The 19,951-nt window shown below is 51.7% G+C and carries 19 protein-coding genes; 12 read left to right on the top strand and 7 right to left on the bottom strand.

Annotated elements, in window-relative coordinates; all coding sequences use genetic code 11:
• Positions 1-8 precede the first annotated feature (8 nt).
• Positions 9-719, bottom strand: coding sequence for a Crp/Fnr family transcriptional regulator (locus tag ACO0LH_RS25245; RefSeq protein ID WP_422943908.1), 711 nt, complete (start codon positions 717-719; stop codon positions 9-11).
• A gap of 309 nt (positions 720-1,028) precedes the next feature.
• Between ACO0LH_RS25245 and ACO0LH_RS25240 the strand changes: the two genes are divergently transcribed.
• The 7 genes from ACO0LH_RS25240 to ACO0LH_RS25210 all read left to right on the top strand — a co-directional run bounded on the left by ACO0LH_RS25240 (position 1,029) and on the right by ACO0LH_RS25210 (position 9,734).
• Complete coding sequence (locus ACO0LH_RS25240) at positions 1,029-2,981, top strand: AMP-dependent synthetase/ligase (RefSeq protein WP_422943907.1); 1,953 nt, start codon at positions 1,029-1,031, stop codon at positions 2,979-2,981.
• 9 nt (positions 2,982-2,990) lie between these two features.
• Entirely contained in the window at positions 2,991-3,779 is a 789-nt protein-coding gene (locus ACO0LH_RS25235) for an ABC transporter ATP-binding protein (protein ID WP_422943906.1), read from the top strand.
• Between the two features lie 160 nt (positions 3,780-3,939).
• Entirely contained in the window at positions 3,940-4,836 is an 897-nt protein-coding gene (locus tag ACO0LH_RS25230; protein WP_422943945.1) for a branched-chain amino acid ABC transporter permease, read from the top strand.
• Positions 4,837-5,016: 180 nt separating this feature from the next.
• Positions 5,017-6,075 carry a branched-chain amino acid ABC transporter permease gene (locus tag ACO0LH_RS25225; RefSeq protein WP_422943905.1) on the top strand — a complete coding sequence of 353 codons (1,059 nt, stop codon included), beginning with the start codon at positions 5,017-5,019 and terminating at the stop codon, positions 6,073-6,075.
• A gap of 124 nt (positions 6,076-6,199) precedes the next feature.
• Entirely contained in the window at positions 6,200-7,501 is a 1,302-nt protein-coding gene (locus ACO0LH_RS25220) for an ABC transporter substrate-binding protein (RefSeq protein WP_422943904.1), read from the top strand.
• A 90-nt stretch (positions 7,502-7,591) separates the two neighbouring features.
• Positions 7,592-8,434, top strand: a complete 843-nt coding sequence (locus tag ACO0LH_RS25215) for an ABC transporter ATP-binding protein (protein WP_422943903.1) — start codon at positions 7,592-7,594, stop codon at positions 8,432-8,434.
• A 52-nt stretch (positions 8,435-8,486) separates the two neighbouring features.
• Positions 8,487-9,734 (top strand): phenylacetate--CoA ligase family protein, encoded by a 1,248-nt coding sequence (locus ACO0LH_RS25210; RefSeq protein WP_422943902.1) that lies wholly within the window; start codon positions 8,487-8,489, stop codon positions 9,732-9,734.
• 16 nt (positions 9,735-9,750) lie between these two features.
• Here the strand turns inward: ACO0LH_RS25210 and ACO0LH_RS25205 are convergent, their stop codons facing one another.
• The 3 genes from ACO0LH_RS25205 to ACO0LH_RS25195 are packed head-to-tail and all read right to left on the bottom strand — an operon-like array spanning position 9,751 to position 12,227.
• Positions 9,751-10,815, bottom strand: coding sequence for a hypothetical protein (locus ACO0LH_RS25205; RefSeq protein ID WP_422943901.1), 1,065 nt, complete (start codon positions 10,813-10,815; stop codon positions 9,751-9,753).
• Positions 10,816-10,822: 7 nt separating this feature from the next.
• Positions 10,823-11,080, bottom strand: coding sequence for a hypothetical protein (locus ACO0LH_RS25200; RefSeq protein ID WP_422943900.1), 258 nt, complete (start codon positions 11,078-11,080; stop codon positions 10,823-10,825).
• A complete protein-coding gene (locus ACO0LH_RS25195; protein WP_422943899.1) occupies positions 11,037-12,227 on the bottom strand; it encodes an MBOAT family O-acyltransferase in 1,191 nt (396 codons plus the stop codon). The genes ACO0LH_RS25200 and ACO0LH_RS25195 overlap by 44 nt, the downstream gene beginning before the upstream one ends.
• Positions 12,228-12,592: 365 nt before the next feature.
• Here ACO0LH_RS25195 and ACO0LH_RS25190 point away from each other — a divergent pair, with 365 nt between their 5' ends.
• The 4 genes from ACO0LH_RS25190 (at position 12,593) to ACO0LH_RS25175 (ending at position 16,440) form a co-directional block, all read left to right on the top strand.
• The gene (locus ACO0LH_RS25190; protein WP_422943898.1) at positions 12,593-13,051 is read left to right on the top strand and encodes a (2Fe-2S)-binding protein; all 459 of its coding nucleotides are present in this window, start codon (positions 12,593-12,595) and stop codon (positions 13,049-13,051) included.
• A gap of 14 nt (positions 13,052-13,065) precedes the next feature.
• Positions 13,066-15,321: a molybdopterin cofactor-binding domain-containing protein gene (locus tag ACO0LH_RS25185; RefSeq protein WP_422943897.1), complete on the top strand. Its 2,256-nt coding sequence runs from the start codon at positions 13,066-13,068 to the stop codon at positions 15,319-15,321.
• A 132-nt stretch (positions 15,322-15,453) separates the two neighbouring features.
• A complete protein-coding gene (locus tag ACO0LH_RS25180; RefSeq protein WP_422943896.1) occupies positions 15,454-15,912 on the top strand; it encodes a cache domain-containing protein in 459 nt (152 codons plus the stop codon).
• A 99-nt stretch (positions 15,913-16,011) separates the two neighbouring features.
• Complete coding sequence (locus ACO0LH_RS25175) at positions 16,012-16,440, top strand: DUF3052 domain-containing protein (RefSeq protein WP_422943895.1); 429 nt, start codon at positions 16,012-16,014, stop codon at positions 16,438-16,440.
• A 22-nt stretch (positions 16,441-16,462) separates the two neighbouring features.
• On the opposite strand, the gene ACO0LH_RS25170 is transcribed toward ACO0LH_RS25175, so the two are convergent.
• The 3 genes from ACO0LH_RS25170 to ACO0LH_RS25160 all read right to left on the bottom strand — a co-directional run bounded on the left by ACO0LH_RS25170 (position 16,463) and on the right by ACO0LH_RS25160 (position 19,007).
• Positions 16,463-17,608: a carbonic anhydrase gene (locus tag ACO0LH_RS25170; protein WP_422943894.1), complete on the bottom strand. Its 1,146-nt coding sequence runs from the start codon at positions 17,606-17,608 to the stop codon at positions 16,463-16,465.
• A gap of 79 nt (positions 17,609-17,687) precedes the next feature.
• A complete protein-coding gene (locus ACO0LH_RS25165) occupies positions 17,688-18,002 on the bottom strand; it encodes a DUF1330 domain-containing protein (protein ID WP_422943893.1) in 315 nt (104 codons plus the stop codon).
• An 18-nt stretch (positions 18,003-18,020) separates the two neighbouring features.
• Positions 18,021-19,007 carry an NAD(P)H-dependent flavin oxidoreductase gene (locus ACO0LH_RS25160; RefSeq protein WP_422943892.1) on the bottom strand — a complete coding sequence of 329 codons (987 nt, stop codon included), beginning with the start codon at positions 19,005-19,007 and terminating at the stop codon, positions 18,021-18,023.
• Positions 19,008-19,078: 71 nt separating this feature from the next.
• On the opposite strand from ACO0LH_RS25160, the gene ACO0LH_RS25155 reads away from it, so the two are divergent.
• Positions 19,079-19,933 (top strand): enoyl-CoA hydratase-related protein, encoded by an 855-nt coding sequence (locus tag ACO0LH_RS25155; RefSeq protein WP_422943891.1) that lies wholly within the window; start codon positions 19,079-19,081, stop codon positions 19,931-19,933.
• The last annotated feature ends 18 nt before the right edge of the window (positions 19,934-19,951 follow it).

Here is a 19,951-nt window from a genome sequence, read left to right as displayed (position 1 = left end):
CATGGAGGTCACTGTGCAGGCTCTTCCGGGAAACGGCGCAGGCCTTCAAGATCAAGGATGGTAATGCCGCCATAATCGACAGTCAGTAATCGCTTCTTTTCCAACAACTGTAGAGCCTGATTCGCACGCTGGCGCGAGACGCTGGAGATATAGCCGATTTCTTCCTGTGATATCTGGATTTGCATGCTGCTTCCCGCTTTCAGGCCGGGGTTCAGATATGGATGGAACATGGCCGCCAGGCAGCGCGCGACGCGGGTGTCAGGGTCAAGCATGCGGTCATATTCAACCAGCGAAATGAACAGGCCCAGGCGTTCATTCAACTGATGCAATAAAAACCGGTTGAAAGGAATGCTGTTATCGAGCAGATAAGTAAAGGTGCTGCGTGGCATATAAGCGACGCGGGTATCGCGCAAGGCAACAACATCATAGCGGCGTGGCTCTGTTTTCAGCAGCGAGCCTTCGCCAAACCAGCCACCTGCCAGCATGCAACTGAATGTGACCGTCTTGCCATCTGGCGAAATGCTGCTCATCTTCAGAAAACCTTCGATCACGCCCATCCAGTATTCTATAGCGTCACCTTTACGGCAAACATAAGCCCCGGCGGGAACAAAACGCTCTACCACCTCGTCTTCCACCTTTTGCATATGCTCAGGCGCAAGCATGCTGGCCCACATCGTTTTGGCAAAGCGTTCTTTTGGATCGCAAATCTTCTTCGTCATATTTGTGCAGCGCACCACCGATAATTGATTCAAATTTTGAGATTGTCCGTCGAATGACAACCCACAGATCGTGAAGGGACTACTATCCCATCAACAAAAAGAATTACGGAGTCATTGTAAGCGAGGTTTTCCACTACAGCTAACACTGTAAGATGGTTCATGTCTGACTTATCTCTATCTCGCCACAACAAGGCACTCCGCAAAATTCCCGTTATGACCTGAGCAATTTTGTGCGTAAGCATGCCGTAAGGGTTGATGAGGAAACTCAAACGACGATAAGCCAACAAAAACAAGGCTGGTGACGGAGACATGAAACAAAAGAACGCAGCAAATTCAACATTTCCGAGGATGTTATTACAGCATGGGCAAACACGCCCGCTGCATCCGGCCTTTCGCGAAAAAGACCTGGGTATCTGGCAAACCTGGAACTGGCAACAAGTCAATGCCGAAGTACGTGCGCTGGCATGCGGGCTGGCCGCACAGGGCTTCAAGCGCGGCATGAACCTGGCCATCATCGGTGACAACCGGCCACGCCTGTACTGGGCGATGGCAGCCGCACAATGCCTGGGTGGCATACCCGTGCCGCTCTATCAAGATGCGCCGGCAGCAGATATGGCCTATGTACTGGAAAACGCAGAAATTGAATTTGCAGTCGTGGAAGACCAGGAGCAGGTCGACAAGCTACTTGAAATCAAGCAACACTATACTGGCATACAGCATATTGCTTTTGATGATGACCGCGGCATGCGCCATTACCATCAGCCAGAGCTGACTTCTTATGCTGGTTTGCAAGAACTGGGACGGGCATACGACCTCGCCCATCCAGAATTTTTCATACAGCAAATTGAGCTCGGCAAACCTGACGACACGGCTGTCATGCTGTACACATCAGGCACTACCGGAAAACCGAAAGGCGTCTGCCAGTCACACCGTTCTTTCATGACAGCTGCTTTCGGCGGCATGGATTTTGATCAGCTCACCGCAGAGGAAGATATTTTGTCTTACCTGCCGATGGCCTGGGTCGGTGATCACCTGTTTTCCTTTGCGCAGGCAATGGCTGCGGGCTTTACCGTCAACTGCCCGGAATCCAGTGAAACCGTGATGACAGATTTGCGCGAAGTAGGCCCCACTTATTATTTCGCCCCACCCCGTGTTTTTGAAAACATGCTGACCACCGTGATGATACGCATGGAAGATGCGGGCAGCATCAAACGTAAGCTGTTTGGGCACTTCATGGAAGTGGCCAGGCGTATCGGTTCCAATATCCTGGATAAAAAACCGGTATCGGTCTTCGATAAACTGCACTATGCGGCCGGCAATATGCTGGTATACGGGCCATTGAAAAATGTACTGGGTTTGTCGCGTGTAAGGGTTGCGTATACCGCCGGCGCCGCGATAGGGCCAGACCTGTTTCGCTTTTATCGCTCGATAGGCGTCAACCTCAAGCAACTGTATGGTTCTACGGAAACCTGCGCCTATGTCTGCCTGCAACCTGATGGCAAAATCAAGTTTAACAGTGTCGGCCAGGCCGCGCCGGGTGTCGAAGTCAAGCTGGCCGACAACGGCGAAGTATTGGTGAAATCAGATGCGATGCTGACTGGTTACTACAAGCGCCCGGATGCAACCGCCGAAGTGATGGATGAGCAGGGATATTTTCATACGGGTGACGCCGGTATTTTTGACCACGAAGGTCACCTGAAAATCATCGACCGTGCTGCCGATGTCGGCAAGATGAAACAGGGCGATATCTTTGCGCCAAATTATATTGAAAACAAACTCAAATTCTTCCCCTTCATCAAGGAAGCCGTAGCCTTCGGGCATGAGCGCGACATGGTCTGCGCTTTCATCAATATCGATATGGAGGCGGTTGGCAATTGGTCAGAAAGACGCGGCGTTGCCTATTCCGGTTATACCGATCTGGCGGCCAAGGCAGAAACCTATCAGCTCATCTTGTCCTGTGTGGAGAAAGTGAATGCCGACCTGGCCAGCGAAGATCTGATGTCAGGCACGCAAATCCACCGCTTCCTGGTACTGCATAAGGAACTTGATCCCGACGACGATGAATTGACGCGTACCCGCAAGGTAAGACGCAGTTTTGTCTCTCAGAAATATGCGGTCTTGATTGATGCGCTGTATTCAGGAAAACGCTCGCAGTTCATTGAAACCCAGGTTAAATTTGAAGACGGGCGTCAGGGCACGGTCAGCGCTGATCTGCATATCAGTGACGTCAAGACATTTTCTGCCCACAAGCAGGCGGCGTAAGGAATAAGGATGGCAGATAACAGAAAAATCGGCGACGTCATACTGGACATGAAAGGTATTTCACTGGCCTTTGGTGGTGTCAAGGCACTGACGGATATTTCGTTCAACGTCAGGGAACATGAGATACGCGCCATCATCGGCCCCAATGGTGCAGGCAAAAGCTCGATGCTCAATGTGATCAACGGTGTGTACCGCCCGCAGCAAGGTGACATTACTTATCGTGGCATACACCGCAAGGACATGAATACCTATGCCGCCGCCAAAAGTGGCATCGCCCGTACCTTCCAGAATATCGCCCTGTTCAAGGGCATGAGTGTGCTCGACAACATCATGACAGGCCGCAACCTGAAAATAAAAAGCAATTTCCTGATGCAGGCTTTGTACTGGGGGCCGGCACAAAAGGAAGAGATTGCCCACCGTGAAAAGGTGGAAGCGATTATCGATTTTCTCGAAATCCAGCACATACGCAAAATCCCGGTAGGCCGCTTATCGTATGGCCTGCAAAAACGTGTCGAACTGGGCCGCGCACTCGCAGCAGAACCTGAAATTTTATTGCTTGATGAACCCATGGCCGGTATGAACGTGGAAGAAAAACAGGACATGAGCCGCTTCATCCTCGATGTCAATGACCAGCTTGGCACCACTATCGTCTTGATTGAACATGATATGGGCGTGGTGATGGATATTTCTGATCGTGTAGTGGTGCTTGATTACGGTAAAAAAATCGGCGATGGCACACCTGCTGAGGTGCTGGCGAACCAGGAGGTAATCAACGCTTATCTTGGTGTCGCCCATTAATAAAAAATCTTAAGACCACTCAACACAGAGACACGGAGATACAGAGAAGGGCAGGAGAAAAGCGAGAACAGATTTCCTCTGGTTTTTCCTCCGTGTCTCTACCTCAATGGCGAAAGGTCTTCGGTGTTTGCTTAACGTAAGCTGAGAGCTATAAATGAATATCAGTTTTTTCTTTGAAGTGTTTATCGGCGGCCTTTTGTCTGGTGTCATGTATGCACTGGTGGCACTGGGCTTTGTGCTGATCTATAAGGCTTCTGGTGTCTTTAATTTTGCGCAGGGGGCGATGGTGTTTTTTGCAGCACTGACCTGCGTTGGCCTGACTGAAAAATTTGAATTGCCCTTGTGGCTGGCAATACCATTGACCATGCTGGCCATGGTGGCACTGGGCCTGGCGATAGAGCGCGTGGTATTGCGGCCACTGGTCAACCAGCCTGAAATCACCCTGTTCATGGCGACCATAGGGCTGACATTTTTCATTGAAGGCCTGGCGCAATTGCTGTGGGGTTCACAACCGCACAAACTGACATTACCGATTGAAGATGTGCCTATAGAATTTCTGATGGAGAAATTCAATATCCTCGTATCGCAATTCGATGTCATCGCTGCCCTGATTTGCGCGGCGCTGGTCACCGGTCTGGCGCTGCTGTTCTCAAAAACCAAGATAGGCCGTGCCTTGCGTGCCGTGGCCGATGATCACCAGGCTGCGCTGGCCGTTGGCATCCCCTTGCAGCAAATCTGGGGCATCGTCTGGGCAGTTGCCGGTTTTGTCGCACTGGTTGCCGGCCTGCTGTGGGGCGCGCGCAATGGCGTGCAGTTTGCGCTGACCTTTGTCGCCCTGAAGGCCTTGCCAGTCCTGATACTGGGTGGCTTTACCTCGGTGCCTGGTGCGATTGTCGGCGGCCTGATCATCGGTGCATCGGAAAAACTGGCCGAGGTCTATATTGGCCCGCTGGTTGGTGGCGGTATTGAAGGCTGGTTCCCGTATGTACTGGCATTACTATTTTTGCTGGTACGGCCAGAAGGCTTGTTTGGTGAAAAAATCATACGCCGGATTTAAAAATCAAGCCTCAGCGTATACCTATGTACATAAGGAAATTTTGATCAAGTGTAGCGAGCGGCATTAGTTTGGGTTAAGACGCGCTTCGTATGACTGTACGGCGAGCATCGCAGACCCAAAAATGGCGTCGCGCAGTAACTTAATCAGAACTTCCATAAGCAAAAAAATTAAAGGACGAGCATGTTCTACCGTGAAGCAGGCCAGTTTAAAACAAGCTACCTGGCAGACAATCAGATCTTCCCCATCAGGCAAGACCGGATTGCGATTGCCCTGGTGCTGATTGCCGCATTTCTTGCCGTGCCATTGCTGGCGACCGACTATGCATTTTCAGCCATTTTCATTCCCTTCCTGATATTTTCACTGGCTGCATTGGGTTTGAATATCCTGACTGGTTATGCGGGGCAATTGTCACTGGGTTCTGCCGCCTTTATGGCAGTCGGTGCGTTTGCTTCGTATAATTTTGTGCTCAGGATACCTGGCATTCCTGTCCTGCTGGCATTTGTGCTGGGCGGCCTGTCTGCTGCCATGGTGGGCATTGCCTTTGGCCTGCCTTCATTGCGCATACGTGGTTTTTATCTGGCGGCAGCAACGCTGGCAACACAGTTCTTCGTGGTCTGGTGCCTGACCAAGATACAGTGGTTTACAAATTACAGTTCCTCCGGCGTGATCACCGCGCAAGAAATGGTGATATCTGGCATCAGCATCAATACCCCGGTCAAAAAATACCTGCTGACGCTGACCATCGTTTGTGTCATGGCCTTGCTGGCAAAAAATATGGTGAGATCAAACGTAGGCCGTTCATGGATGGCCGTACGTGACATGGATGTGGCCGCTGAAGTCATCGGTTTTCGCCTGATGCGTACCAAATTGCTGGCCTTTGCCGTGTCTTCATTTTACTGCGGTGTGGCCGGTGCCTTGTATGCCTATGCTTATCTGGGTACGGTAGAGCCGGAAGCCTATAACCTCGACTTGTCTTTCCGCATCCTGTTCATGATCATCATTGGTGGTGTGGGTTCCATACTTGGTTCCTTCCTCGGATCTGCCTTCATCATCCTGTTGCCCATCGTACTGAATCTGCTCGCGCATGGCTTGTCGCTGCCTACCCATGTAGCCTCTAACCTGGAACTGATGGTGTTTGGTGCACTGATCATTTTCTTCCTGATCGTTGAGCCACACGGGTTGGCAAGATTATGGCAAATCACCAAGGAAAAGCTGCGTTTATGGCCTTTCCCGCATTGAGCGTTTTTTGTCATTCGCATGCACTGTAGAAAAGAATAAAGTTCATAATAAAGACGCTTCGCCTTATTCAAGAATCTGGTAGACAAGCGTTACGCAATACCTATCCAAACCACAAGGAGACACTATGAAACTGCTTAAATCCTTACTGCTGGCCTCGGCAATACTGAGCGCTGTCGGTGCTGCCCAGGCGAACGATCAGTTCGTTCCCATTCTGTCTTACCGCGTCGGCCCCTATGCGGCTGGCGGCTCCGGTTTTTACGGCGGCGCAATTGATTATTTCAACCTGATCAATGCCAAAGGCGGCTTGAATGGCGTCAAGATTTCATGGGAAGAATGCGAAACGGAATATAACGCTTCACGCGGTATTGAATGCTATGAAAGACTGAAAAAAAGCCAGGGTGGTGCATCCCTGGTAGAACCTTTATCGACCGGCATTGCGTACGGCATACTGGATCGTGTGGCAGAAGACAAAATACCCCTGACAACGCTGGGCTATGGCCGTTCTGATGCGGCCAATGGCAAGGTGTTTCCATATATTTTCCCGCTGATTACTAGTTACTGGAACCAGGCTGCGGCCATGACCAAATACCTGGGTGATAAATCCGGTGGGATGGACAAACTCAAAGGCAAGAAAATAGTCCATCTGTACCATGACTCTGCATTTGGCAAGGAACCAATTCCAGTACTGGAAGCGCAGGCCAAACAATATGGGTTCGAACTCATCAAGATTCCCGTCGCCCACCCTGGCAATGAACAGCAATCACAATGGCTGCAAATCCGCCAAGCCAATCCTGATTACGTCATTCTGTGGGGTTGGGGTGTCATGAACGCCGTCGCCATCAAGACAGCACAACGCAACGGTTATTCACGCGAAAAAATGCTGGGTGTATGGTGGGCCGGCTCGGAAGAAGACACAATCCCAGCTGGTGATGCGGCAAAAGGTTATACCGCGATGACTTTCAATACGCCAGGCAATTATCCAGTGCTGGATGAAATCCGCAGCAAGGTTTATGCGGCTGGCAAGGGCAATCTCAGTGACAAGTCTCGCATCGGCTCTGTTTACCACATGCGCGGTGTGACTGCGGCGATCTTGTGGACAGAAGCAATCCTGAAAGCGCAGGAGAAATATGGCAAGGGCAAACTCATGACTTCAGAGCAGATACGCTGGGGTTTTGAAAACCTGAATGTTGATGATGCACGTCAAAAAACACTGGGTGCGCTGGGCATGTTCCCGCCGGTAAAAACATCATGTGAGGACCATGAAGGTTCAGGTGCAGTCAAAGTGCAGCAATGGACCGGTGACAAGTGGAAAGCCATCACGCCGAACTGGGTGACAGGTGATAAGGCACTGACGCGCGCTATGCTGGAAGAATCATCAAACAAATATGCGACAGAGAAAAAGATCACGCCTGCCTGTTTGAAATAAGCAGATGGCGGTGACGGCAATGAAGATACCGTCACCGTCTATTTCGTCATTTTTCTGGCCATTCAGATTAACATCAGCTTACCCGACAACATGAGCATTCACAGCATACATACTGAAGCGGCAACGGCGAATCCCGCCTATCTCAGTGTCAATAATATTGAAGTCATCTACGACCACGTGATCCTGGTGTTGAAGGGCATTTCTCTGCAAGTACCGCAGGGAAAAATCGTCGCCTTGCTGGGTGCCAATGGTGCGGGTAAATCGACGACGCTGAAAGCTATTTCCACCTTGCTGAAAAATGAACGTGGCGATATCACCAAGGGGGATATTACTTTTCAGGGGAAAAGGGTGGATCACCTGACGCCGAATGAACTGGTCAAACGTGGCTTGTCGCAGGTGATGGAAGGCCGTCATTGTTTTGCCCATCTGACCGTCGAAGAAAACCTGTTGACTGGCGCGTATACAAGAAAATTGTCACGCAGTGAATTGAAGGATGCGCTGGAGAAGGTCTATCACTATTTTCCTCGTCTGCGTGAACGCCGTAATTCGCAGGCCGGTTATACCTCGGGTGGTGAACAGCAAATGTGTGCGATCGGTCGCGCACTGATGGCAAAACCTTCGATGATTTTGCTCGATGAACCTTCGATGGGTATTGCACCGCAACTGGTGGAAGAAATTTTTGAAATCGTCAAAAGCCTCAATACGCAAGAAAACGTGTCTTTCCTGCTGGCTGAACAGAATACCAACACCGCTTTACGCTATGCCGATTTTGGCTACATCCTGGAAAACGGCCGTGTCGTGATGGAAGGCGATGCGAAAGATCTCAGCAGCAATGAAGACGTCAAGGAATTTTATCTCGGTGTTTCTGGCGCTGGCCGCAAGAGTTTCAAGGATATGAAGTTCTATCGCCGCCGCAAACGCTGGCTGGCTTGAAACTCCTGGCGATCAGCCATGCATACAACTTACACATTGATAGAGCAAGCTCATGAGTGAATACCTGGACGCACTGGAAACCCGCAATCCGCAAAGCCGCGAACAAGCGCTGATGAGCAAGCTGCCGCAATTGCTGGCGCATGCGCAAACCGCGCCTGGCTGGGCCGCCATACTGCCAGGCGTCAATGCCAGTGACATCCGCAGTCGTGCCAGCCTGGCGCAATTGCCGGTCACACGCAAATCCGACCTCAAGGATTTGCAGAAAACCAGCCTTCCCTTCGGTGACCTGACGACCACTCCCCCGCATCAGTTGGCCCGCATCTTCATGTCTCCCGGGCCTATCTTTGATCCGGAAGGTCGTGGACAGGACTGGTGGCGCTTTGCCCGCCCCCTGCATGCCGTCGGCCTGCGCAGCGGTCATTTATTGCAGAACTGCTTTTCCTATCATTTCACGCCCGCCGCCTTCATGGTAGAAAGCGCGGCTGCACGCCTGGGTTGCGCGGTGATACCCGCGGGTATAGGGCAGACAGAAATGCAGGTACAGGCCATGGCAGAATTGCGGCCTGATGCGTATATCGGTACACCGAGTTTTCTGAAAATCATTATAGAAAAAGCGACTGATATGGGCGCTGATATTTCCAGCGTGCAGCGCGCCGTGGTTGGTGCCGAAGCGCTGCCACCGTCACTGCGCAAATGGTTAAACGAACATGGTGTGGCGCATGTCCTGCAAATCTACGCGACTGCTGATATCGGCAATATCGCTTATGAAAGCATGACGGATGGTCAGGTCAATCCGGGCATGATCATGGATGAAGACCTGATACTCGAGATAGTCCGTCCGGGTACGGGTGATCTGGTGGCAGAAGGTGAAGTCGGTGAAATTGTCATCACCTCTTTCAACCCGGATTATCCGCTGATACGTTTTGGCACTGGTGATATGTCGGCCATCCTGCCTGGCATATCACCTTGTGGTCGCACCAATCAGCGCATCAAAGGCTGGCTGGGTCGTGCTGACCAGACGACCAAGGTCAAGGGTATGTTTGTGCACCCTTCTCAGGTCGCCGAAGTAGTGAAACGCCACCCGGAAATCATCAAGGCACGCCTGGTCGTCACGGGTGAAATGGCAAATGATGTAATGACCCTGCATTGCGAAACTACATCTACCGACGCGACACTGAAAAGCGCCATCATTGACAGCTTGCGCGATGTCACCAAACTACGTGGTGATGTGCTGTTTGTAGAAAACGCCTGCCTGGCCAATGATGGCAAGGTGATTGATGATGCGCGCAAATATGAATAGTCTGGACCGGGACAGATTACGGTGATTTGGCAGCAAGCCCGGCTTGCACGAAGCGGGCAATTATGGCACTCAGGCGCGCTCTGTCCTTCATGTCGATATGCGAACCATCAGGGCAAATGAAAGACTGCAGCTCTGTGCCCTGACTGCTAAGCACAGGCAATTTTGTCTTCTCAAAAAACACGTCAAAAAACTGCCTGCGTGGGAAAATCTGTTGATTCGCGTCTTTCACGAGGCCATTGGTAGGCATTTCAACGAACATCACTTTCCCGCCACGGTTTTCTATTCTGGCAATATAGCTCTGTATCACCTGCGCACCGCGTAGAAAATCTGCCTGACTGGCCACCTGTAACTTGTTGATGTGATCTTTGAATCTCGCTTCCGTCACCGCGTGACTGGCATGACTATCCCATTGCACACCTAGTTGTTTGGCGACTCTGGAAAAATACACATCAGGCCAGGCCAGCCGGCTATAATCGGCCAGACGTGAACGGTCTGGCAGCGTGTTGATGTACTGTGCAGAGCGCTTCCATGGCACTATCCTGTAGCGCAGTGAATGCAGGGGATTGGCACCATCTGAAAAAATACTCAGGTTTTCGTGCAGTTCCCTGGTCAGATAGGTTTCCAGTGTATCCGCAGAAAAACTGGATGGGCGCAGCAGGCTTTTTTCATACTCGTCTTCAAACATGCTGGCATTGCCAAAATCACTGTTTCTTGCACCAAGTACGGCACCATCTGTGTAGTCGATCAACACTGTGCCTGTGATGCGCGCATCATCTGCCAGGCCTTTCAGGATGGGTACGAAGGAACTGCCATCTATCGCCAGTTGCAGGGGTTCCAGCCCGGTCTGCTTTCTGAGAACATCTAAATCCAGACCCAGCTGAAAGCGGGAGGTGTCGATAAGGATCAGGGCTTGTCTGCCAAGTTTGCTGGCTCTGCTGCGTTCATGACCCCAGCGTTCTTTGGAATCGAGCGCAGTTGGCTGGTAACCGAGATAACGCAGGCTGCCTTCCATGCCGAGAATAAGCAAGAAACAAAATACGATAGTGAACGCAAAGATGCGTTTCCATGGATGAGCATGCATGAATGCTTCAGAACTGGAAGTAAAGGAAGGCATTTTGTCCGGTTCCAGAAAATACAAATATCGCAGCCAGGCAAGATGCCAGTACGAGGGCTTGCACATTGCTACGCATGCTGGCAAACAGCTTGTCGAGGTTCATGTCCTTCAGATAGGTAACGCCAATCACGGTGACCGCCATGACAGCCAATGCCACCCCTTCGTTCAACCCCAGATATTCGCCCGCATCATGTTGACCGAACAGGCCGGTGAATATGTCGCGTGCCTGCATGGTTGTGCCAGAGCGAAACGGTATCCAGGCCAGTGTCACCAGTAAAAATACCAGACCCCGCCGTATGGCTGGCGTCAGCAGACGTGCAATGGCGCGGCCACTGCACATTCTTTCCACAACCAGAAAACCACCATGCAAAGCCCCCCCACAACACAAACATCCAGGAAGCACCATGCCATAAGCCGCCGATCAGCATGGTGATGAACAGGGCGAGGTACGTCCTGAACACGCCGTGTTTGTTCCCGCCAAGAGGGACATACAGATAATCGCGCAGCCAGCTGGATAGTGAGATATGCCAGCGCCGCCAGAAATCAGAAAAACTGGTGGCGGTGTAGGGGTAGTTGAAATTCTCAGGGAAATAAAAACCGAAACTTTTTGCCAGACCGATTGCACACAATGAATAGCCACAAAAATCAAAATAAATCTGCCCTGAAAAACTGACGATGGCACACCAGGTTTCCAGCACACCATATTGTTCAGGATGCGCATAAACGCCATTTACCAAAGGCGCAAACAACGCGTCTGCCAGTACCAGTTTGGCAAACAGGCCCAGCAAAAACAGGGCAAAGCCCCAGGCTACCTGGTTTGCATCAGGCAAGACCGGTTTTTCTATCTGTGGCATCAGGATGTTCGCCTTGACGATAGGGCCGGCCACCAGATGCGGGAAAAAACTGACGAACAGGGCGTAATCCCTGAATGAATAAGCCGATTTGATCACGCCACGATAGACATCCACAGTGTACGAAAGCGAAGCAAAAGTATAGAAAGAAATACCTATCGGTAGCAGGATGGAATGATCAAGGTGTTTAATAGGCCAGCCAAGCGCATTGGCTGCATCGGTGAAACCGTCGAGCAGAAAGCTGCCATATTTAAAATAAGACAGCATGCCCAGATTGCAGGCAATACTGAAAAACAATAAAAGTTTGCGCCTGGCAGGTGACGCGGCCTTGCCTATGCGCATCGCCAGCCACCAGTCAACGAGAGTAGATAAAATCAGCAAAAAAACGTACGGTGGATTCCAGGCGGCATAAAACAGATAACTGGCGACCAGCAACAAGGTTTTCCGGTAGGCCCAGTTCGGCAACATCCAGAAAATCCCGTAGACCAGAATGAAAAACAGCAGGAAGGTAAAAGAATTAAAAAGCATTCACTGATCTATAGGTTTTATGGCTCGCCACGACTGTTTGCAGCGATCTGATTGTTATCCCTGACTGAGAGCGACAGTATATTACTTAGGCGCAAGCATAAAACGGAAAATGCGCTTAGTCATAATAAACATATAAGCAACACATTTTCCTGCCATCAAGCCTGTTTTGGCTGCTCAATTCAAGATTTCATGAATTTTTGCAAGTCTTGCACTTAGTTTTCAAAAATATTCTATAGTGGTTGAGTAAACAAATTTCGCAAATTTCGCCAAAAAATCCAGTTGATCAAGCAGTAGTGCAAGCTTGCCAGGTTTTGTTACCAAAATAACGCCGCACCCACCTATCTCACCGTATGGAGACTCGTTCCATGAATTCACTCAATATCAATAGTAAAGATCACCAAATCGATGCGGACCCTTCCACCCCGGTACTGTGGGCTCTACGCGATTCCCTGGGTTTGACCGGCACCAAGTTTGGTTGTGGTGCCGCCTTGTGCGGTGCCTGCACTGTGCACCTGAATGGCCAGGCCATACGTTCATGCATCACCCCGATTTCTTCCGTGTCTGGACAAAAAATCACCACCATAGAAGCAATCGGCCAGGATAAAGTGGGCAAGGCTGTACAGGCCGCCTGGATCAAACATGATGTAGCGCAATGCGGCTACTGTCAAAGTGGCCAGATCATGAGCGCCACCGCCCTGCTGAAATCCAACAAAAAACCCAGCGATGCCGATATCGACGGTGCCATGGCAGGCAATATCTGCCGATGTGGCACCTATGTACGTATCCGTGCTGCCATCCATGATGCTGCATCTACTTTGGCCTGATCAGGAGAACCGACATGCATTTTGAAGACCGTTTGATTGAGCTGCCACGCCATTTGCAGTCACTGTTGCAATCCACGACACCAGAAACAATTGGAAGCAGTTCGGCCGGCCTGAGCCGCCGCATCTTCCTGAAGATGGCAACTGCCAGCGGCTTTGCCCTCGGTTGCTATCCCATGCTGGCAAATGCGGAAGATGCTGCTGCCAAAGCGCCTGCCGGCTTGAAACCCACAGAACAGCCTGGCGCGTTCGTACAGATAGCCAAGGATGGTACGGTCACCGTTACCATCAACCGTCTTGAATTTGGTCAGGGTGTGCAAACCGGCCTGCCGCTGATACTGGCAGAAGAACTGGATGCTGACTGGACCAAAGTCATCGGTGCGAATGGCAATAATCACCCAGCCTATGTCGACCCGGCATTTGGCATGCACCTGACCGGCGGCTCGAACTCCATCGCCCATTCGTATACCCAATATCGCGAACTGGGTGCGCGCACCCGTGCCATGCTGGTGCAGGCCGCGGCCAACCAGTGGCAAGTCGACCCTGCCAGCCTGCGCACAGAGAATGGCTATGTCATCGGGCCCGGTGGCAAGAAGCTGGGCTATGGCGAGCTGGCAGATGCGGCCATGAAATTGCCAGTACCAGAAAAAGTCACGCTGAAAGATCCGAAAAACTTTCGCCTGATAGGCAAACCCACAGGTCGTCTGGATGCCAAAGCCAAATCCACCGGCATGCAGGATTTTGGCATTGATACTCACTTGCCAGGCATGCTGACTGCCGTCGTGGCACGGCCGCCAGTGTTCGGTGCCAAGGTCAAAACTATCGATGACACCGCGGCAAAAGCGATCAAGGGTGTCAAGGCAGTTTTGCGCGTGCCGACAGACCGTGGTGGCGAAGGTGTAGCCATCATTGCTACCGGTTATTGGCCAGCCAAACAGGGGCGTGATGCCTTGAAACTGGAATGGGACACCGATGGCGTGGAAAAAGTCGATTCCGCTAAAATGCTGGCCAGCTATAAAGAGCTGGCCAAGCAGCAAGGTGCCCTGAAGTTTAATGATGATGTGTCGAAAATAGCGACGGCACCGCATAAACTCAATGCCGAATTTGTTTTCCCTTATCTCGCCCATACGCCCATGGAACCGCTGAACTGCACAGTTGCCATTAAAGGTGACAAGGCCGAGTTGTGGATGGGCACACAAATGCCCGGCCTTGACGGTTTTGCGGCCTCCAAGACCTTGGGTCTGAAACCGGAAAATATTGCAGTCCACACCCAGTTTGCGGGTGGTGGCTTTGGCCGCCGGGCAATTGCCACCAGCGATTATGTGGTGGAAGCCTGCAATGTCGCCAAGGCGGCACAGACCGCAGGGCTGGATGCACCAATCCGCACACTGTGGAGCCGTGAAGATGACGTCAAGGGTGGCTATTACCGCCCCATGCATGTGCATAAAGCAGCCATCGGTTTTGACGCACAGGGCAACATCCTCGGTTGGGACCATGTCATCGTTGGTCAGTCCATCGTCGGCGGTACGCCATTTGAATCCATGATGGTCAAGGATGGCGTCGATATTACCGCCGTTGAAGGCATGAAAGAACCGTATGAAATGCCGATGCGCCTGTCGGTCCATCATCCCAAGATCAATGTGCCGGTGCTGTGGTGGCGCAGCGTGGGTTCTACCCACACTGCTTTTGTCATGGAAACCCTGCTTGACGAAATTGCCGAAACCACCAAACAAGACCCGGTGGCTTACCGCATGAAGCTCATGGGTGACAAGCATCCGCGGCATAAAGCAGCCTTGCAACTGGCGGTAGAAAAATCTGGCTACGGCAAGAAAAAATTACCGGCAGGCCGTGCCTATGGTGTGGCTGTCCATGAATCCTTCTCGTCCGTGGTGGCCTATGTGGTGGAAGCCTCCATGAAAAATGGCCAGCCCAAGCTACATAAGGTCACGGCAGGTGTGCACTGCAATCTTGCCGTCAATCCAAGGAGTGTCGAAGCCCAGGTGCAGGGTGCAGCGCTGATGGGCTTGTCCATGTGCCTGCCAGGTGCAGCCATTACGCTCAAGGACGGTGTGGTCGAGCAAAGCAACTTCAGTGATTTTATTGTGCCACGCATTACCGATATGCCACAGGTGGCCGTGCATATCGTCCCCAGTGCCGATGCGCCTACCGGCATGGGTGAACCTGGTTTGCCAGCACTGGCACCGGCTTTTGCCAATGCCATCGCCAGGGCAGGCGGCAAGCGCTGGCGCGAACTGCCTTACAAGCAAAGCTAATTTTTGTTACTTGTAGTGGTAGTTTTGGTAAATGGTAGTAATGCAGCGCAGATAGTTGTATGTTGAGAGGTATCGATGCCGGGATTTTTTCGAAATCCCGGCATCGGTACCCCACAATAAAGGAGACTTATTATGCGCAGCATCATTAAATTCCTGACACTGACATTATTCAGTTTTTTTCTTAGCCACAGCGTAGCGGCAGCAGACCATGGTACAGCGCAAGAGGCTGAAGCGATGGTCAAAAAAGCCATTGCCTACATAAAAGCCAAGGGGGCAGATGCAGCCTATTCTGAATTTAATAATTCCAAAGGCAGTTTCAGTGACCGCGACCTATATATTTTTGTGCTCGACATGAGTGGCAAAACCCTGGCGCATGGTGCCAATCCCAAACTCTGGGGCAAAAATATCAGTACTCTCAGGGATGTCGATAATAAGGCCTTCATCGAAGAATTGCTGGCCATTGCGAAAAGCAAAGGGAAAGGCTGGATAGATTACAAATGGCCAAACCCGACTACCAAGGTAATAGAACTGAAGTCTACCTATTTTGAGAAATCTGATGATGTGGTGGTGGGCTGCGGTATCTATAAGTAGTTGCCAATTTGCTGCTCAGATTCTCCTGACGCATTTGACTCATCGGATTGATGTGAAAGCAGTATCCGGGCAGGTACTGCTTTTTAATTTTTGTTGGCAATGAACCCGACTGGCTATTCCGGCACACCACTGGCAAAAAAACTGGGCATGCAGTCTGGCGGTCATGTTTTTGCCAAAAATGCACCTGAAAACTATCTGGCATTGCTCATGGACTTGCCAACAGATGTCGTATTTGATAAGAAGCCGACACCGGCGACAGATATTATCCACCTGTTCACTGATAAAAAAGCGGTACTGATGAGAGAGTTACTGGCATACAAAACCAGCCTGAGAAGTGATGCCACAATCTGGGTATCCTGGCCCAAGAAAGCATCGAAGGTGGCGACCGATATCACCGAAGATACCATCAGGGAAGTTGCCCTGCCACTGGGCTATGTCGATGTCAAGGTTTGTGCCGTCAATGAAATCTGGTCGGGTTTGAAACTGGTGGTACGTAAAGAACTGAGGCTGGACTGGCCAGCCTCATGATATTTATTGAAGTTTGAACAGTTTAATTTGATTCCTTGATCAAGCGCCCTGAATTTTTTTGTATGGGGCGTGCATTCATGGGGTACAGGCGGCTAAAGATCGCCAACTGGTCTGGTGAAATCTCGATAGGCTCTTTCATCACCAGCCACAGTACGCCTTCACTGCAAGGCGGTGTGGTCAGCGAGCCCATATACGTATAGTAATCACGCTTGACTGGCAAAATCTGGTTCATGTCCAGGGCGGTCAGTGGTTGTACAGGGTCATTTTTTTCCAGTGGCAGGTTATTCCAGACCTGCTGTACCAGGCTATGCCCTTTGCCGCGCTCTATCAATACGGCCACCACGGCCAGTTTGCCATCGGCATCCTTGTGCACCAGATGAGCGACCATTTCAAAGCTCTTGCCATTCACGCGCTCTTCCGATGGTTTATGGAAATGAAATTGTACGAGCTCGTAATTATGCCCCAGCACATTGATGTAATTGCCCGCCCCCATGTTGACTTGTATGGTGTGACCATTGTCGACCACAGTAAAACGGCTGGGCTTGTAATCAAAGGCGATGGGATCAAGATCTACCCGTATGCCGTCACGGATATCTATCGGTGACTGGCGATCACCAAGATCGCATTTGGCATTGGCGGGGTTGAGCTTGCCCCAGTTCAAGGGGCCGCCATCACCCTGATAACTCCAGTGCACGTCACGTAAGGAAACCATGCTGCTGGCAGTTGCTGTACCAGCGCCATGTTCCCCAGCGTTTTCAGTTTTTGGTTTGGCAGCTTCTGGCCGGCGTACTGGCGGGGCATAAGGCAAACGCACTACAGGCCGTGGAGCCATGCGTGCAGCAGCGTCATCTTTTTCTTTGCGGATAACGGACAGGCGGTCAGCAATGCGGGCGGCCAGTTCATCTGCAGCCAACGCTTCTTTAGCCTTGGCTGCCGCTTCTTTGGCAGTTTCCCTGGCTGATTCCTTGCTTTCTTTGGCCGAGGGCTTGCGTTCTTCCTTCGTTGTGGCTGACGCCGACGCAGAACCCGAGGCAGACGCGGATGCTTCTTCTTTTGCCGAAGCGGGCTTGATGGGTTTCGATGTCGCCGCAGGCGGATCATTCGCCATAGCAGGCAAGGCCATCAGCATGGGTAACAACAAGGCGAGATAGCAGAAATGGCGGCGCATAGTCAGGGTCGGTAGCAGGGAGATATCTTAGTTACGGCAAGTCTCTTTGCAAACTTGAATCCTGACGGCAATTTACATTTCAGGCTACCGATGCAACCCCCTCAACAATGAAGAGGCGACCAATTGAATTGGCGAGGCGCACCTCTCTGGCCTTGCTGTATTCCACCGAGTCGTACCATCGTTGCGCCTGCGCCAATGAAGGAAATTCTGCAATCACGGTACGCCAGCCCTCATGATGCTCGTCATCCCCACCCTCTTTTTGCACACGCGCTCCGCCTCTGACCAGAAACTGCCCGTCATACTGGGCAACACTGGCCGTGGACAAGGGCCGGTATTCTGCATAGCCTTTAGGATTGGTAATATTAATTTCGGCAACTACATACGCTTTTGACATTTCTTGCCTTTCAGAATTTTACAATGCAAGCAGGCGCGCCTTGGCCGTCATATATTCTGTTTTCAGACGCGCCACTACCTCGGCCACCGTGGGCGCATCATCCATCAGGCCAACGCCTTGCCCGGCGCCCCAGATATCACGCCAGGCTTTGGCCTTGCTGCCACCGCCAGAGCCAAAATCCATCTTGGTCTTGTCGGCTACCGGCAGGTTATCAGGGTCAAGACCGGCGGCGATGATGGATTTCTTGAGGTAATTGCCATGCACACCGGTAAACAGGTTGGTGTAGACGATATCGGCAGCGCTTGATTCCAGTATGGCCTGACGATAGGCTTCATCGACATTCGATTCCAAGGTAGCCAGCCAGCGTGAACCGATATAGGCGAAATCTGCCCCCATGGCCTGCGCTGACAGCACGGCATCACCAGTGGCAATCGCACCGGACAGGGCAATCGGGCCATCAAAAAATTTGCGTACTTCGCCCACCAGGGCGAATGGCGACAGGCCACCGGCATGCCCGCCAGCACCGGCTGCCACCAGGATCAGACCATCCACGCCGGCTTCCAGCGCTTTTTGCGCATGGCGTATGGAAATCACATCATGCATGACGATGCCACCATAGCTGTGGATGGCATCCAGCATTTCCTTTGGTGGTGCACGCAGGGATGAAATGATGATGGGAATCTGGTGCTTGACGCAGACTTCGACATCATGCGCCAGTCTGTCATTGGACTGATGGACGATCTGGTTGACGGCAATCGGGCCGATCAGGGCATCGGGATGGGCTTCCTGGTGGGCTGCCAGCTCCGCCTGCAATTCGGTCAGCCAGACATCGAGCATTTCCGCCGGCCTGGCATTGAGCGCAGGGAAAGAACCGACAATCCCAGCCTTGCACTGTGCCGCCACCAGTTTGGGACCACTGGCGATAAACAAAGGGGAACCAATGACGGGTAAGGTTAAATGCTGCAATGCTGCCGGTAAACGCGAATTCGGTGTATCAAGAGCCATGGTCAGTATCCTCTAAAGTAGCATATATCCAGTATGATTTTACAGTGCTAATAAATTCCTGTGGAGACACCATGACTTACCAATGTTTTGACCTCGCTATCAATCACAAGATTGCCCACCTGCGCTTTAACCGTCCGGCCAGCCTGAACACCATGCAGCCGGTGTTTTTTCGTGAGCTGACAGACATACTGCAAACCCTGCAAAGCCAGGCAAGCGCCCGCGTGCTGGTGATTTCATCCACCGGCAAACATTTCACGGCAGGCATGGCGCTTGATGTTTTTGCTGGCGGCGGCATGACACTCGATGATGCCAGTGCAGTGGGGCGTGCCAATATTGCGCTGGCACTGCAAGACATGCACCATGCTTTTAACCTGATAGAACAATTGCGCATGCCAGTGATTACGGCAATCCACGGCGGCTGTATCGGTGGCGGGGTTGACCTGATTTGTGCCAGCGACATACGCCTTGCCAGCAGCGACGCTTTTTTCTGCATACAGGAAATCAATATCGGCATGACCGCTGACCTCGGCACCCTGCAACGCCTGCCCAAACTGATACCGGAAGGCATAGTCCATGAAATGGCCTACACCGGTCGCCGCCTGCCTGCCCAGCGCGCCCTCGCAGTGGGACTGGTCAATGAGGTATTTGAAAACCAGGAAAAAATGCTGGAAGCCGCCTTGCAAATGGCCACTGAGATTGCAGAAAAGCCCCCCGTCGCCATCTGGGGTAGCAAGCAGGCCATTCATTATGCGCGTGACCATAGCACACATGATGCTTTGCAACAGATGGGCTGGCTGCAATCCGGCATCTGGCAAAGCAGCAACCTGATGGAAGCCTTCATGGCCAAACAGCAGGGGCGCCCCACCGAGTATGCCGACCTGGCGCCGGTGAGTTCATTTTCTGAAGCTGGGTATACCTTGAAATAACAGGGCACATAGCGTCGT

This window comes from Undibacterium sp. TJN19 (assembly GCF_049339485.1).
In the GTDB taxonomy this organism is placed as follows: domain Bacteria; phylum Pseudomonadota; class Gammaproteobacteria; order Burkholderiales; family Burkholderiaceae_D; genus Undibacterium.
Note: the sequence above shows the minus strand (reverse complement) of the source record. Positions and strands in the feature narration are given on the sequence as shown.

Coding starts and splice junctions, on each gene's coding strand:
- ACO0LH_RS25245 (WP_422943908.1), bottom strand. CDS start 719: ATGACGAAGAAGATTTGCGATCCAAAAGAACGCTTTGCCAAAACGATG.
- ACO0LH_RS25240 (WP_422943907.1), top strand. CDS start 1,029: ATGAAACAAAAGAACGCAGCAAATTCAACATTTCCGAGGATGTTATTA.
- ACO0LH_RS25235 (WP_422943906.1), top strand. CDS start 2,991: ATGGCAGATAACAGAAAAATCGGCGACGTCATACTGGACATGAAAGGT.
- ACO0LH_RS25225 (WP_422943905.1), top strand. CDS start 5,017: ATGTTCTACCGTGAAGCAGGCCAGTTTAAAACAAGCTACCTGGCAGAC.
- ACO0LH_RS25220 (WP_422943904.1), top strand. CDS start 6,200: ATGAAACTGCTTAAATCCTTACTGCTGGCCTCGGCAATACTGAGCGCT.
- ACO0LH_RS25215 (WP_422943903.1), top strand. CDS start 7,592: ATGAGCATTCACAGCATACATACTGAAGCGGCAACGGCGAATCCCGCC.
- ACO0LH_RS25210 (WP_422943902.1), top strand. CDS start 8,487: ATGAGTGAATACCTGGACGCACTGGAAACCCGCAATCCGCAAAGCCGC.
- ACO0LH_RS25205 (WP_422943901.1), bottom strand. CDS start 10,815: ATGCATGCTCATCCATGGAAACGCATCTTTGCGTTCACTATCGTATTT.
- ACO0LH_RS25200 (WP_422943900.1), bottom strand. CDS start 11,080: ATGCAGGCACGCGACATATTCACCGGCCTGTTCGGTCAACATGATGCG.
- ACO0LH_RS25195 (WP_422943899.1), bottom strand. CDS start 12,227: ATGCTTTTTAATTCTTTTACCTTCCTGCTGTTTTTCATTCTGGTCTAC.
- ACO0LH_RS25190 (WP_422943898.1), top strand. CDS start 12,593: ATGAATTCACTCAATATCAATAGTAAAGATCACCAAATCGATGCGGAC.
- ACO0LH_RS25185 (WP_422943897.1), top strand. CDS start 13,066: ATGCATTTTGAAGACCGTTTGATTGAGCTGCCACGCCATTTGCAGTCA.
- ACO0LH_RS25180 (WP_422943896.1), top strand. CDS start 15,454: ATGCGCAGCATCATTAAATTCCTGACACTGACATTATTCAGTTTTTTT.
- ACO0LH_RS25175 (WP_422943895.1), top strand. CDS start 16,012: ATGAACCCGACTGGCTATTCCGGCACACCACTGGCAAAAAAACTGGGC.
- ACO0LH_RS25170 (WP_422943894.1), bottom strand. CDS start 17,608: ATGCGCCGCCATTTCTGCTATCTCGCCTTGTTGTTACCCATGCTGATG.
- ACO0LH_RS25165 (WP_422943893.1), bottom strand. CDS start 18,002: ATGTCAAAAGCGTATGTAGTTGCCGAAATTAATATTACCAATCCTAAA.
- ACO0LH_RS25160 (WP_422943892.1), bottom strand. CDS start 19,007: ATGGCTCTTGATACACCGAATTCGCGTTTACCGGCAGCATTGCAGCAT.
- ACO0LH_RS25155 (WP_422943891.1), top strand. CDS start 19,079: ATGACTTACCAATGTTTTGACCTCGCTATCAATCACAAGATTGCCCAC.